Consider the following 13,604-nt stretch of genomic DNA (forward strand, 5'->3'; position numbering starts at 1 on the left):
AAGCGGCCGCCATGTTATAGACGCCGCGCGTTCGGAGGCCTCAACCGCCGAGGGGCGCATGCGCCCGGCGCGGGCGTGGTGGAACTGGTAGACACGCGGGATTTAGGTTCCCGTGGCGCAAGCCGTGGGGGTTCGAGCCCCTCCGCCCGCACCAAACCGGACCGACAAGCCCGCCGCCACCCGTTTATCTTTCAGCGCGGGCGCGCGCCTCGAAGGCGCGGCGTCCGGCAGAGATTCGAACAAAAGAGAACGACGCCATGCAGGTGACGCAGACGCTCGACGAAGGCCTCAAGCGCGAGTTCAAGATCGTCGTCCCCGCAGCCGATCTCGACACGCGACTGATTGAGCGGCTCAACACCCTCAAGGACCGCGTCAACATCAACGGCTTCCGCAAGGGCAAGGTGCCGCTCGCGCATCTCCGCAAGCTCTACGGCCGCTCCGTGATGGCGGAAGTGGTCGAGCAGGTGGTCGCCGACGCCAACCGCAAGATCATCGACGACAACGGTCTCAAGCTCGCGATGCAGCCGAAGGTCAGCCTCGCCGAGGACGAGGAGAGCGTCGAGGGCGTGATCGCCGGCAAGCACGATCTCGCGATGACGGTTGCGATCGAGGTGCTGCCGAAAGTCGAGCTGAAGGAGCTGTCGGAGCTCAAGGTCGAGAAGCTGACGGCCGAGGTCACCGACGCCGAGGTCGACGATGCGGTCGAGCGGGTGGCCAAGTCCAACCGCAGCTTTGCGCCGAAGGCGGAGGGCGAGGCCGCCGCGAACGGCGACCGCGTGATCATCGACTTCGTGGGCAAGATCGACGGCGAACCCTTCGAGGGCGGCGCCGGCGAGGATCAGCCGCTGGAGCTCGGCTCCGACACCTTCATCCCCGGTTTCGAGGGACAACTCGTCGGCGCCAAGGCGGGCGACAGCAAGGTCGTGTCGGTCAGCTTCCCCGAGGGCTACAGCGCGTCGCATCTCGCGGGCAAGGCGGCGAAGTTCGACGTCACCGTGAAGGCCGTCGAGGCCGCAGCCGAGGCCAAGATCGACGACGAACTCGCCAAGAGCCTCGGCATGGCCGACCTCGCGGCCCTCAAGGACGCGGCGCGCTCGCAGATCGCGGCCGAGTTCGACCGGGTCTCGCGCCAGCGCGTGAAGCGCCAGGTGCTCGACGCCCTCGACGCGCAATACGCTTTCGATCTGCCGCCGACGCTGGTCGAGCAGGAGTTCGAGAACGTCTGGCGCCAGGTCACCGTCGACCTCGCGCAGTCCGGCAAGACGTTCGAGCAGGAAGGCACCACCGAGGACGCGGCTAAGGCGGACTACCGCAAGATCGCCGAGCGTCGCGTGCGTCTCGGCCTCGTCCTTGCGGAGCTCGGCGAGAAACACGATGTGAAGATCACCGAGGACGAGGTCCGCGACGCTCTCATCGCCCGCGCCCGCCAGTTCCCCGGTCAGGAACAGCAGGTCTGGGACTACTACCGCAAGAATCAGGAAGCGATCGCCGAGCTCCGCGCGCCGATTTTCGAGGACAAGGTCGTCGACCAGATCCTCGCCGGCGCGACGGTCACCGAACGCTCGGTGTCGAAGGACGAGCTGCTTGCGTCCGACGACGAGGACGCGGACAAGTCGTCGAAGGAATGAGATTCGGCGGGCGGCGCCACGGCGCCGCCCTCGCCTACGAGGAGGGAAGACCACAATGGACATCTACGCCCAGGCGACGAACTTCCTCATCCCGATGGTGGTCGAGCAGACCAATCGCGGCGAACGCTCCTACGACATCTACTCGCGGCTGCTGAAGGAGCGCATCATCTTCCTGTCCGGCCCGGTCCACGACGACATGGCGGCGGTGATCTGCGCCCAGCTGCTGTTCCTCGAGGCCGAGAATCCGAAGAAGGAAATCTCGCTCTACATCAACTCGCCGGGCGGCGTGGTCACCTCCGGCCTCGCGATCTACGACACGATGCAGTACATCCGCCCGCCGGTCGCCACGCTCTGCATGGGGCAGGCGGCGTCGATGGGCTCGCTGCTGCTGACCGCGGGCGAAAAGGGCATGCGGGCCGCGCTGCCGAACGCGCGCATCATGGTCCACCAGCCCTCCGGCGGCTTCCAGGGCCAGGCGAGCGACATCGAGCGCCACGCCGAGGACATCGTGAAAATCAAGCGCCGGCTGAACGAGATCTACGTCAAGCATTGCGGCCGCTCCTACGAGGAGATCGACCGCACGCTCGACCGCGACACGTTCATGACCGCGGACGTCGCGAAAGAGTTCGGGCTGATCGACCAGGTGTTCGAGCGTCGCCCGACGGACGGCGAGTCCGAGCCGAAGGCGGCGTGACGAAAACGCATCGTCCCCGATGTTCGACAAGCGCAGCCGCCTCAGGCGGTTGCTGCGCGCGCACAATCGCCTATCATCGAGCCACGGCGTTGCGTCGCGGGCTTCCTGTCCTTACGTGACGGCGCCGATTGGTTAAGGTCGGTCGGCGTATGACGTCATGATGAAGCGGCGCGAGGTCTCTGCGGCGGCTTCGACCCGAAAGGGACTTTAGAGATGAGCAAGGTCGGCGGCGGCGACGCCAAAAACACCCTGTACTGTTCCTTCTGCGGCAAAAGCCAGCACGAGGTGCGCAAGCTCATCGCCGGACCCACCGTCTTTATCTGCGACGAGTGCGTCGAGCTGTGCATGGACATCATTCGCGAGGAGAACAAATCCTCGCTGGTGAAGTCGCGTGACGGCATCCCGACTCCGAAGGAGATCCGCAAGGTCCTCGACGATTACGTCATCGGGCAGGACCACGCGAAGAAGGTGCTCTCGGTCGCGGTCCACAACCACTACAAGCGGCTGAACCACGCGACCAAGCACAACGACGTCGAACTCGCGAAGTCCAACATCCTGCTGATCGGCCCGACCGGTTGCGGCAAGACGCTGCTCGCGCAGACGCTCGCCCGCATCCTCGACGTGCCGTTCACGATGGCGGACGCCACGACTCTGACCGAAGCCGGCTATGTCGGCGAGGACGTCGAGAACATCATCCTGAAGCTGCTGCAGGCCGCCGACTACAATGTCGAGCGGGCGCAGCGCGGCATCGTCTACATCGACGAGATCGACAAGATCAGCCGCAAGTCGGACAACCCCTCGATCACCCGCGACGTTTCGGGCGAGGGCGTCCAGCAGGCGCTGCTCAAGATCATGGAAGGCACTGTGGCCTCCGTGCCGCCGCAGGGCGGCAGGAAGCATCCGCAGCAGGAGTTCCTGCAGGTCGACACGACGAACATCCTGTTCATCTGCGGCGGCGCGTTCGCAGGCCTCGACAAGATCATCTCGTCGAAGGGGCAGGGCACGTCCATCGGCTTCGGCGCCAAGGTGAAGGGTCCCGACGATCGCAAGACCGGCGAGATCTTCCGCCACGTCGAGCCCGAGGATCTGCTGCGCTTCGGCCTTATCCCCGAATTCGTCGGACGTCTGCCGGTTCTGGCGACGCTCGAGGATCTCGACGAGGCGGCGCTCAAGACGATCCTGACGGAGCCGAAGAACGCGCTGGTGAAGCAGTATCAGCGGCTGTTCGAGATGGAGAACGTCGAGCTCTCGTTCAACGACGAGGCCCTGACGGCGATCGCGAAGAAGGCGATCGACCGCAAGACCGGCGCCCGCGGCCTGCGCTCGATCATGGAGCAGATCCTGCTCGACACGATGTTCGACCTCCCCGGTCTCGAGGGCGTCGAGCAGGTGGTGATCTCTGGCGACGTCGCCGACGGCAAGGGTCGGCCGCTCTACATCTACGCCGACCGCGCGAGCGAGGCCGGCGGCGCCAGCGCCTGACGTCAGGCTCCTTGAAGGTTCGGACGCCCGCGGCGCAAGTCGCGGGCGTCTTCGTTTGTGGAAGACCCATTCTCTCGGGCCGCGACGACGCCCGGATAGTCCCCGGATTTTCAATCCCCCGGCGCCGCGTCTGCTGCGGCGCGAAAAGGGCGGGCTTCGGCGTCCTTGACACCCCCCCGCCGGGTGGCCACCTAATCAGCGCGACGCGCCGACGCACCCCGTGAGTCCAAGGGGCGCGGCGAGCGCACCCCCCTCGGGCGGCCGTTCGCGAGGCCTCAAAAGGCTCGCGAGAGCGCCGCGCCGGCAAAGGCCTGTTGCGTCACCCTCCCTGACGTCGCAAGCGCAGTCGAAAGGACATGAGCATGACCGCCGCCAAATCGCGCGCGCCCGGCAAATCGGGCGAAGCCTCCGTCCATCCCGTGCTGCCGCTTCGCGACATCGTGGTGTTCCCGCACATGATCGTCCCGCTGTTTGTGGGGCGGGAGAAGTCGATCCGCGCGCTCGAAGAGGTGATGAAGGCAGACAAGCCGATCCTCCTCGCGACGCAGAAGAACGCCACCGACGACGAGCCGACCCCGGACGCGATCTACGAGCTCGGGACGCTGGCCACCGTGCTCCAGCTGCTGAAGCTGCCCGACGGCACCGTGAAAGTGCTGGTCGAAGGGCAGTCCCGCGGCCGCGTGGTCGGCTACACCGACCGCGCCGATTTCTTCGAAGCCGAGATCGCTCTGGTCGACGACGTCATCGAGAAGCCGGTTGAGGTCGAGGCGCTCGCGCGCTCGGTCGTGTCCGACTTCGAGAACTACGTGAAGCTGAACAAGAAGGTCTCGCCCGAAGTGGTGAGCGCCGTCAGCCAGATCGAGGATCCCTCGAAGCTCGCCGACACCGTCGCCTCGCATCTCGCGGTCAAGATCCCGGAGAAGCAGGGCGTGCTGGAGCTGGTCGACGTGTTCGAGCGGCTGGAGAAGGTGCTCTCGCTGATGGAGAGCGAGGTCTCGGTCCTTCAGGTCGAGAAGCGCATCCGCACGCGCGTCAAGCGCCAGATGGAGAAGACCCAGCGCGAGTACTACCTGAACGAGCAGATGAAGGCGATCCAGAAGGAGCTGGGCGACGACGACGGCCGCGACGACCTGGCCGAGCTCGAGGAGCGCATCGCCAAGACCAAGCTCTCCAAGGAGGCCCGCGACAAGGCCGAGGCTGAGTTCAAGAAGCTGCGCCAGATGAGCCCGATGTCGGCGGAAGCGACCGTCGTGCGGAACTATCTCGACTGGCTGCTGTCGATCCCGTGGGGCGTGAAGTCGAAGGTCAAGAAGGACCTGCCGGCGGCCGAGAAGATCCTCGAATCCGATCACTTCGGCCTGGAGAAGGTCAAGGAGCGGATCATCGAGTATCTCGCGGTCCAGAGCCGGGCGAACAAGCTGACCGGACCGATCCTGTGCCTCGTCGGGCCTCCCGGCGTGGGCAAGACCTCGCTCGCCAAGTCGATCGCGAAGGCGACCGGCCGCGAATATGTCCGCATGTCGCTCGGCGGCGTGCGCGACGAGGCGGAGATCCGCGGTCATCGGCGCACCTATATCGGCTCGATGCCCGGCAAGGTCATCCAGTCGATGAAGAAGGCGAAGAAGGCCAATCCGCTCTTCCTGCTCGACGAGATCGACAAGATGGGCATGGATTTCCGGGGCGACCCGGCGTCCGCGCTGCTGGAGGTGCTCGACCCCGAGCAGAACAGCTCCTTCAACGACCATTATCTCGAGGTCGACTACGACCTGTCGAACGTGATGTTCGTGACGACGGCGAACACGCTGAACATCCCCCCGGCCCTGATGGACCGGATGGAGGTGATCCGCATCGCCGGCTACACGGAGGAGGAGAAGGTCGAGATCGCCCGTCGTCACCTGCTGCCGGAGGTGCTGAAGAAGCACGGCCTGGCGGAGAAGGAGTTCTCGATCGACGACGAGGCGCTGCTGACCGTCATCCGCCGCTACACGCGGGAGGCGGGCGTCCGCAACCTGGAGCGTGAACTGGCGAACCTCTGCCGCAAGGTCGTGAAGGAGCTGATGCTCGCGACCCGCAAGAAGTCGGTGAAGGTGACCGAGGCCAAGCTCGCCGACTATCTCGGCGTGCAGCGCTATCGCTATGGCGAGGCCGAGGCCGAGGACCAGGTCGGCGTCGTCACCGGTCTCGCATGGACCGAGGTCGGCGGCGAGTTGCTGACGATCGAAGGCGTCATGATGCCGGGCAAGGGCAAGATGACGGTGACCGGCAACCTCAAGGACGTGATGCGGGAATCGATCTCCGCGGCGGCGTCCTATGTCCGCAGCCGGGCGATCGACTTCGGCATCCAGCCGCCGAAGTTCGAGAGCCGCGATATCCACGTCCACGTGCCGGAAGGCGCGACGCCCAAGGACGGGCCATCGGCGGGCGTGGCCATGGCGGTCGCCATCGTCTCGATCATGACGGGCATTCCCGTCCGCAAGGACGTCGCGATGACCGGCGAGATCACGCTGCGCGGCCGGGTGCTGCCGATCGGCGGCCTGAAGGAGAAGCTGCTCGCCGCGCTGCGCGGCGGCATCAAGACGGTGCTGATTCCGGAGGAGAACGCCAAGGATCTGGCGGACATTCCGGACAGCGTGAAGAACCGGCTCGAGATCGTTCCGGTGCGTGTGGTGGACGACGTGCTGCAACGTGCGCTCGTCCGCCAGCCGGAGCCGATCGAATGGGACGAGGATCAGGCCGCGCCGCCGCCGGCGGTGGCGGTGGTCGAGGAAGACGGCGCCGCGATCAGGGCGCACTGAACGGCGGTCCCATTCTGGGACAGCCACTACCGACTGAACAAAGGCCCGGGATCGCATCCCGGGCCTCTTTTATTGATCGTCCGATCGCTGAATCTGGTCGAAATAGACTGATTTTTCGGGTTCCGTCCTTGCGCCCGCAGCGTTTTCGCGAAAGGGTGCGCGCCTTATTCGGGGGGAGCCGCTGAACGTGGCGAATCCCCTCGCGCTCATGGAGGTAACGATGAACAAGTCCGATCTCATCGCCGAAGTCGCCGAGACGTCCGGTCTTACGAAGCTCGATGCGGCCAAGGCCGTCGACGCGACGTTTGACGCCGTCATCGCCGCTCTCAAGAAGGGCGACGAAGTCCGTCTCGTAGGCTTCGGCACCTTCGCCGTCGTTCAGCGCGCCGCCGGCGTCGGCCGCAACCTGCGCACCGGCGAAACCATCAAGATCCCGGCCTCCAAGACGCCGAAGTTCAAGGCCGGTCAGGCCCTGAAGGACGCCGTCAACGGCTGACGAGGACCGGGGCCCGGGCGTATTTCCTTCGAGGGGAAGCGCATCCGGGCCGCTTCGTTCGTTCGGTCGGCCCCTTCGCGGCGGACCGGGCGACCGTCCAGTCGGAAAGCCCGCTGGCGCGGCTTCGGGCGGTTAGCTCAGCTGGTAGAGCATCTCGTTTACACCGAGAGGGTCGGCGGTTCGAGCCCGTCACCGCCCACCATTCCGAGCGATCAGATCGCATTCCAATAGTGTCGCGGGCCGGGTGCGGCCCCGACGACGCATGTCCGGACCGCCGTTTGCGAACCATCGGATAATGCGTTGCGGGCGGAGGTCCGTGAGCTTGACACGACCTGTCGGCTCCCGTACCAACCGCCCACTTCGTCGGGGCTTCGCGGCCCCGATTGGGGGTGTAGCTCAGTTGGTTAGAGCGCCGGCCTGTCACGCCGGAGGTCGCGGGTTCGAGTCCCGTCACTCCCGCCAAGTTATTCTTGGCTTCATTGCGACAGGCGATCGAGGAGTTTGAGCTCTTCGAATCGCAAAGTCTCAGATTTTCTTATTCTTCAGTTTGTTTTCTATGTCGCGCGGCACTGGATGCTGCGTGCACGCTTGAGAGATTTTGGAAGCGCTTGTTCAGGGCGCTCATTTTCTTCGCCATCTTGAGGTCCTGGCGCGGCGCCTGCGCGACCATGCGGGCCGCGCGGGAGAACGCCGGGAAGGCGGCCTCCGCCTTGAGAAGCGGTTTGCCGCCGTCGGCGTCGCAGTCAATCGGACCCCTTCCAAAGAGCGCCAGACCGTCGAGCGCGATTCGGGCGGCGTCGCTCGCGCTGATTTGGAGCGCGTTTCAACGACGGTGAAATCCGCTCCTGACGCTCGTGCGTATCCCGTAAGTCGCGGTCGCAGCGGCCTCTTGCGAGGCCGCTTTGGAATTCTTCTGTTTCGCGTCTGGCGCGCCTTGCGCCTTTAGTCTCAGGGGTCTAAGCGTCGGCTCAAGCGACTGACGGTCGCTGCGCTGCAATGACGCGGCGCAGCATAGTGACCCGCCGGTGTAACGCGACGACCTGAGGCGCGCTGACGCGATGACGGATCTCCTCGCCGATTACCTCCCGCTGGTGATTTTTCTCGGCGTGGCCCTGCTCATAGGCATGGCGCTGCTGATCTCGCCGTTCATCGTCGCCTACCAGAGCCCCGATCCGGAAAAGCTCTCGGCCTACGAGTGCGGTTTCAACGCGTTCGACGACGCGCGCATGAAATTCGACGTGCGGTTCTACCTTGTCGCGATCCTCTTCATCATCTTCGACCTGGAGGTCGCGTTCCTGTTCCCCTGGGCGGTGGCCTTCAAGTCGGTGGGCCTGTTCGGGTTCTGGTCGATGATGACGTTCCTCGGCGTCCTGACTGTCGGGTTCGTCTACGAGTGGCGGAAGGGCGCGCTGGAATGGGATTGAACGACACCCGCTCCGAGACGCTGGTCGCGCCGGCCCCCAAGGGGCTGGTCGATCCCTCGGGCAAGCCGGTCGGCCATGACGACCGCTTCTTCGGCGAGGTCAGCGCGGAGCTTTCCGACAAGGGGTTCCTGGTGACGTCGGCCGAGGATCTCGTGACCTGGGCGCGCACCGGGTCGCTGATGTGGATGACCTTCGGGCTGGCGTGCTGCGCTGTCGAAATGATGCAGGTCTCGATGCCGCGCTACGACGTCGAGCGCTTCGGCTTCGCGCCGCGCGCGAGCCCGCGCCAGTCGGACGTGATGATCGTCGCCGGCACCCTGACCAACAAGATGGCTCCCGCGCTGCGCAAGGTCTACGACCAGATGCCGGAGCCGCGTTACGTCATCTCGATGGGATCCTGCGCCAACGGCGGAGGCTATTATCACTACTCCTACGCGGTCGTGCGCGGCTGCGACCGGGTGGTGCCGATCGACATCTACGTGCCGGGCTGTCCGCCGACGGCCGAGGCGCTGCTCTACGGCGTGCTTCTGCTTCAGAAGAAGATCCGCCGCACCGGCACGATCGAGCGGTGAGGCCATGAGCGAGGGATCGAACGTTTCGCCTCACGACGTCCTGCCCGCGCCCACAGCCCATCTGCGGGCTCTGGCCGCGCACGTCGCGACGGGACTGGGCGCGAAGCTCATTTCCGCCTCCGTCGCGTTCGGCGAATTGACGCTCCTTTGCGAAGCGACCGAGATTGTCGACGTCGTCACCTTCCTGCGTGACGACCCCGAGTGCCGGTTCGTCTGCTTCATCGACGTCTGCGGCGTCGACTGGCCGGCCCGCGAGAAGCGCTTCGACGTCGTCTATCACCTGCTGAGCCCCTATAAGAACACGCGCATCCGCGTGAAGGTCGAGGCCGACGACGAGACGCCGGTGCCGTCGATCACGGGGGTCTTCCCGGGCGCGCTCTGGTTCGAGCGCGAAGCTTACGACCTGTTCGGCATGCTGTTCACCGGTCATCCGGACCTGCGCCGCCTGCTGACCGACTACGGCTTCGAGGGCCATCCGCTCCGCAAGGATTTCCCGACCACGGGCTTCGTCGAGGTGCGCTACGACGACGAGGCCAAGCGCGTGGTCTACGAGCCCGTCCGGCTCAATCAGGAATTCCGCAACTTCGACTTCCTCTCGCCTTGGGAGGGCACGGACTACGTGCTCCCCGGAGACGAGAAGGCGAAGCAGCCGAACTGAGGGCGGCATGGCGGCGGGCGAGCGCATCACCGGGCGGTGCATCTGCGGGGCGGCGACGTTCGCCGCGACGCTGAAGGACGGCGCGATGCACGCGTGCCACTGCGACATGTGCCGTCGCTGGACCGGCGGCGTGCTGCTCTATCTGCCGGTCGAGGCCGAGGACTTCGAGCTTTCGGGCGGCGACGCCATCGGGATCTACCAATCGTCGGAATGGGCCGAACGGGGCTTCTGCAAGCTCTGCGGCACGTCGCTGTTCTGGCGGATGCGCGACGGCAGCAGCGCCGACGTCTCCGCCCAGGCTGTCGACGATCCCGGACGCTTCCCCTTCGAGAGCGAGATGTTCATCGAGGAGAAGCCCGCCAACTACGCCTTCGCGAACGACACGCTGAAGCGGACCGGCGCGGAGGTCATGGCCGAACATCACGGGATCGGAGCGGCCGGTGGCTGAACAGGACATCCGCAACTTCACGATCAACTTCGGGCCCCAGCACCCCGCGGCCCACGGCGTGCTGCGCCTGATTCTCGAGCTCGACGGCGAGGTCGTGGAACGCGTCGATCCGCATATCGGGCTGCTTCACCGCGGCACCGAGAAGCTGATCGAAACCAAGACCTACCTGCAGGCGATGCCCTATTTCGACCGGCTCGACTACGTCGCGCCGATGAACCAGGAGCACGCCTTCTGCCTTGGCGTCGAACGGCTGCTCGGCGTCGAGGTCCCGATCCGCGCCCAGCTGATCCGGGTGCTCTATTGCGAGATCGGCCGGATCCTCAGCCATCTTCTCAACGTCACCACGCAGGCGATGGACGTTGGCGCTCTGACGCCCCCGCTGTGGGGCTTCGAGGAGCGCGAGAAGCTGATGGTGTTCTACGAGCGCGCCTCGGGCTCGCGCATGCATGCGGCCTATTTCCGGCCCGGCGGCGTGCATCAGGACCTGCCGCCCGAGCTGATCGAGGACATCGACCGCTGGTGCGACGGCTTCTTCGTGGCGCTCGCCGACATCGACCGCCTGCTGACCGACAACCGCATCTTCAAGCAGCGCAACGTCGACATCGGCGTCGTGCCGCTGGACGAGGCGTTCGCCTGGGGCTTCTCGGGCGTGATGGTGCGGGGCTCGGGCGCCGCGTGGGACCTGCGCAAGTCGCAGCCCTACGAATGCTACGCCGACATGGATTTCGACATCCCCATCGGCAAGAATGGCGACAACTACGACCGCTACCTCATCCGCATGGAGGAGATGCGCCAGTCGGCCCGCATCATGAAGCAGGCCTGCGCCAGGCTTCGGACGGAGCGCGGCCGCATCGCGACGCTCGACGGCAAGGTCGCGCCGCCGAAGCGCTCCGAGATGAAGCGCTCGATGGAAGGCCTCATCCACCACTTCAAGCTCTACACCGAGGGCTACCGGGTCCCCGAGGGCGAGGTCTACGCCGCGGTGGAGGCGCCCAAGGGCGAGTTCGGCGTCTATCTCGTCTCCGACGGAACCAACAAGCCATACCGCTGCAAGATCCGCGCGCCGGGCTTCGCCCACCTGCAGGCGATGGACCATCTCTGCAAGGGCGTGATGCTGGCGGACGTCTCGGCGATCCTCGGCTCGATCGACATCGTGTTCGGCGAGGTCGATCGATGATGGCCGGACGTCGCAACTACGTTGAGGATTGCGCCTGATGTCGGTTCGTCGCCTCGCCGAGATCCAGCCCGAGAGCTTCGCCTTCACGCAGGACAACCTGCAGTGGGCGGAAGGGCAGATCGCGAAGTATCCGGAAGGCCGTCAGGCCTCGGCCGTGATCCCGCTGCTGTGGAAGGCGCAGGAGCAGAACGGCGGATGGGTGCCTGAGCCCGCGATCCGCGCGATCGCCGAGATGCTGGCTATGCCGACGATCCGCGTGATGGAGGTCGCGACCTTCTACACGATGTTCAACCTGAGCCCGGTCGGCGAGCACTTCGTCCAGCTGTGCGGCACGACGCCCTGCGCGCTGCGCGGCGCGAACGCGCTGAAGGACGTCTGCCGCAAGGTCATCGGCGAGGAGCGCCACGTCACCGGAGACGGCAAGCTCAGCTGGCTCGAGGTCGAGTGCCTCGGCGCCTGCTCGAACGCGCCGATGGTGCAGGTGAACTACGATTATTTCGAAGACCTGACGCCGGAGAGCTTCGAGGCGCTGCTCGGCGATCTCCGTGCGGGCAAGGCGGTCAAGACCGGTTCGCAGACCGGCCGCTCGTGCTCGGCGCCGTCCGGCGGCGACACCTCGCTTCTCGACGAGGCGCTTTACGACGGCTCGGTCGTGGGCGCGTGGCGCAAGCGGTTCGACGAGCAGGCTGCGGGCGACGCGACGGAATCCGATTCGGCCGCCAAGCCCGCCCAGAGCGCGCGACCGGAAGCCAAGGCGTCCAAAGGAAAAGCCGACGCGGACGCCAAGCCTGCAGACGCCAAGCCCGCCGACGACCGGCCGAGCGACCGCAGCCGTCGCGAGGGCCAGCCGGCCTGGGCCGGCGGCAAGGGCGGCGTGGCCGATCTCCCCCGGCCGTCGAAGCCGAGCGGCGAGGAGGCCTGACCATGCTGACCGACCGCGACCGGATCTTCACCAATCTCTACGGCCGCCAGGACGCGGGCCTGAAGGGCGCGCTGCGCCGCGGCGCGTGGGACGAAACCAAGTTCCTGCTCGAGAAGGGCAAGGACTGGATCATCACCGAGATGAAGGCGTCGGGCCTGCGCGGCCGCGGCGGCGCCGGCTTCCCGACCGGCCTGAAGTGGTCGTTCATGCCGAAGCCCCAGGAGGGCCGGCCCCACTACCTCGTGGTCAACGCCGACGAGTCCGAGCCCGGCACCTGCAAGGACCGGGAGATCATGCGGAACGACCCGCATCTCCTGATCGAAGGCTGCCTGATCGCCTCCTTCGCGATGGAGGCGAACGCCTGCTACATCTACGTCCGCGGCGAATATGTCCGCGAGCGCGAGGCGCTCGAGCGCGCCGTCGCCGAGGCCTATGAGGAGAACCTCATCGGGCCGGACAACAAGCACGGCTATCCCTTCGACCTCTACGTGCACCATGGCGCGGGCGCCTACATCTGCGGCGAGGAGACGGCGCTTCTCGAGAGCCTCGAGGGCAAGAAGGGCATGCCGCGGCTCAAGCCGCCGTTCCCGGCCAACATGGGCCTCTACGGCTGCCCGACGACGGTGAACAACGTCGAGTCGATCGCGGTCGCCGGCACGATTCTGCGGCGCGGCGGCTCGTGGTTCGCAGGGCTCGGCAAGCCGAACAACACGGGCACCAAGCTGTTCTCGATCTCCGGCCATGTCGAGAAGCCGTGCAACGTCGAGGAGGAGATGGGCATCTCCTTCCGCGAGCTCGTCGAGCGGCATTGCGGCGGGATCCGCGGCGGCTGGGACAATCTCTATGCGGTGATCCCCGGCGGCTCGTCCGTGCCGGTGCTGCCGGAGCACCAGTGCCAGGACCTGTCGATGGACTTCGACACGCTCAAGAACCTGAAGACCGGCCTCGGCACCGCGGCCGTGATCGTGATGGACAAGTCGACCGACATCGTCCGCGCCATCGCCCGCATCTCGTATTTCTACAAGCATGAGAGCTGCGGCCAGTGCACGCCGTGCCGCGAGGGCACGGGCTGGATGTGGCGCGTGCTCGACCGCATGGCGCATGGCCGCGCCGAGAAGCGCGAGATCGACATGCTGCTCGAGGTCACGACGCAGATTGAGGGTCACACCATCTGCGCGCTCGGCGACGCGGCGGCGTGGCCCGTGCAGGGCCTGATCCGCCACTTCCGCCACGAGATCGAGAAGCGCATCGACGACTATGCGGCGAACCCGACGCCTCCCGACTACGCCATAGCGGCGGAGTAATCAG

At 66.0% G+C, this 13,604-nt stretch carries 12 protein-coding genes and 3 tRNA genes; all 15 read left to right on the top strand.

Features of this window, described 5'->3' with window-relative positions; all coding sequences use genetic code 11:
- Positions 1-69 precede the first annotated feature (69 nt).
- The 15 genes from PKE75_RS15785 (at position 70) to nuoF (ending at position 13,600) form a co-directional block, all read left to right on the top strand.
- Positions 70-154, top strand: a tRNA-Leu gene (locus tag PKE75_RS15785).
- Between the two features lie 103 nt (positions 155-257).
- Positions 258-1,628, top strand: coding sequence for a trigger factor (gene tig, locus PKE75_RS15790; protein WP_271169703.1), 1,371 nt, complete (start codon positions 258-260; stop codon positions 1,626-1,628).
- 55 nt (positions 1,629-1,683) lie between these two features.
- A complete protein-coding gene (gene clpP, locus PKE75_RS15795) occupies positions 1,684-2,322 on the top strand; it encodes an ATP-dependent Clp endopeptidase proteolytic subunit ClpP (protein ID WP_271169704.1) in 639 nt (212 codons plus the stop codon).
- A gap of 213 nt (positions 2,323-2,535) precedes the next feature.
- Positions 2,536-3,804, top strand: coding sequence for an ATP-dependent Clp protease ATP-binding subunit ClpX (gene clpX / locus PKE75_RS15800; RefSeq protein WP_271169705.1), 1,269 nt, complete (start codon positions 2,536-2,538; stop codon positions 3,802-3,804).
- A 362-nt stretch (positions 3,805-4,166) separates the two neighbouring features.
- Positions 4,167-6,599, top strand: coding sequence for an endopeptidase La (gene lon, locus PKE75_RS15805; RefSeq protein WP_271169706.1), 2,433 nt, complete (start codon positions 4,167-4,169; stop codon positions 6,597-6,599).
- 220 nt (positions 6,600-6,819) lie between these two features.
- Positions 6,820-7,095, top strand: a complete 276-nt coding sequence (locus PKE75_RS15810) for an HU family DNA-binding protein (protein WP_271169707.1) — start codon at positions 6,820-6,822, stop codon at positions 7,093-7,095.
- A gap of 126 nt (positions 7,096-7,221) precedes the next feature.
- Positions 7,222-7,297 (top strand) — tRNA-Val (locus tag PKE75_RS15815).
- Between the two features lie 183 nt (positions 7,298-7,480).
- Positions 7,481-7,557: transfer RNA gene (locus PKE75_RS15820), tRNA-Asp, on the top strand.
- 596 nt (positions 7,558-8,153) lie between these two features.
- Positions 8,154-8,519 (top strand): NADH-quinone oxidoreductase subunit A, encoded by a 366-nt coding sequence (locus PKE75_RS15825; protein ID WP_271169708.1) that lies wholly within the window; start codon positions 8,154-8,156, stop codon positions 8,517-8,519.
- Positions 8,510-9,091: a NuoB/complex I 20 kDa subunit family protein gene (locus PKE75_RS15830; protein ID WP_271169709.1), complete on the top strand. Its 582-nt coding sequence runs from the start codon at positions 8,510-8,512 to the stop codon at positions 9,089-9,091. The genes PKE75_RS15825 and PKE75_RS15830 overlap by 10 nt, the downstream gene beginning before the upstream one ends.
- Positions 9,092-9,095: 4 nt before the next feature.
- On the top strand, positions 9,096-9,749 hold the full coding sequence (locus tag PKE75_RS15835; protein ID WP_271169710.1) for an NADH-quinone oxidoreductase subunit C: 654 nt from the start codon (positions 9,096-9,098) through the stop codon (positions 9,747-9,749).
- A gap of 7 nt (positions 9,750-9,756) precedes the next feature.
- Positions 9,757-10,197, top strand: coding sequence for a GFA family protein (locus PKE75_RS15840; protein WP_271169711.1), 441 nt, complete (start codon positions 9,757-9,759; stop codon positions 10,195-10,197).
- Positions 10,190-11,374, top strand: coding sequence for an NADH-quinone oxidoreductase subunit D (locus PKE75_RS15845; protein ID WP_271169712.1), 1,185 nt, complete (start codon positions 10,190-10,192; stop codon positions 11,372-11,374). The genes PKE75_RS15840 and PKE75_RS15845 overlap by 8 nt, the downstream gene beginning before the upstream one ends.
- 37 nt (positions 11,375-11,411) lie before the next feature.
- Positions 11,412-12,296, top strand: a complete 885-nt coding sequence (nuoE, locus tag PKE75_RS15850) for an NADH-quinone oxidoreductase subunit NuoE (RefSeq protein ID WP_271169713.1) — start codon at positions 11,412-11,414, stop codon at positions 12,294-12,296.
- A gap of 2 nt (positions 12,297-12,298) precedes the next feature.
- Positions 12,299-13,600: an NADH-quinone oxidoreductase subunit NuoF gene (gene nuoF / locus PKE75_RS15855; RefSeq protein ID WP_271169714.1), complete on the top strand. Its 1,302-nt coding sequence runs from the start codon at positions 12,299-12,301 to the stop codon at positions 13,598-13,600.
- Positions 13,601-13,604 lie beyond the last annotated feature (4 nt).

Origin of the sequence: Hansschlegelia plantiphila, assembly GCF_027922265.1 — a bacterium.
GTDB lineage: Bacteria > Pseudomonadota > Alphaproteobacteria > Rhizobiales > Methylopilaceae > Methylopila > Methylopila plantiphila.

Bases quoted from the DNA above. Each gene is read 5' to 3' on its own strand.
- tig (WP_271169703.1), top strand. From the start codon at position 258: ATGCAGGTGACGCAGACGCTCGACGAAGGCCTCAAGCGCGAGTTCAAG.
- clpP (WP_271169704.1), top strand. From the start codon at position 1,684: ATGGACATCTACGCCCAGGCGACGAACTTCCTCATCCCGATGGTGGTC.
- clpX (WP_271169705.1), top strand. From the start codon at position 2,536: ATGAGCAAGGTCGGCGGCGGCGACGCCAAAAACACCCTGTACTGTTCC.
- lon (WP_271169706.1), top strand. From the start codon at position 4,167: ATGACCGCCGCCAAATCGCGCGCGCCCGGCAAATCGGGCGAAGCCTCC.
- PKE75_RS15810 (WP_271169707.1), top strand. From the start codon at position 6,820: ATGAACAAGTCCGATCTCATCGCCGAAGTCGCCGAGACGTCCGGTCTT.
- PKE75_RS15825 (WP_271169708.1), top strand. From the start codon at position 8,154: ATGACGGATCTCCTCGCCGATTACCTCCCGCTGGTGATTTTTCTCGGC.
- PKE75_RS15830 (WP_271169709.1), top strand. From the start codon at position 8,510: ATGGGATTGAACGACACCCGCTCCGAGACGCTGGTCGCGCCGGCCCCC.
- PKE75_RS15835 (WP_271169710.1), top strand. From the start codon at position 9,096: ATGAGCGAGGGATCGAACGTTTCGCCTCACGACGTCCTGCCCGCGCCC.
- PKE75_RS15840 (WP_271169711.1), top strand. From the start codon at position 9,757: ATGGCGGCGGGCGAGCGCATCACCGGGCGGTGCATCTGCGGGGCGGCG.
- nuoE (WP_271169713.1), top strand. From the start codon at position 11,412: ATGTCGGTTCGTCGCCTCGCCGAGATCCAGCCCGAGAGCTTCGCCTTC.
- nuoF (WP_271169714.1), top strand. From the start codon at position 12,299: ATGCTGACCGACCGCGACCGGATCTTCACCAATCTCTACGGCCGCCAG.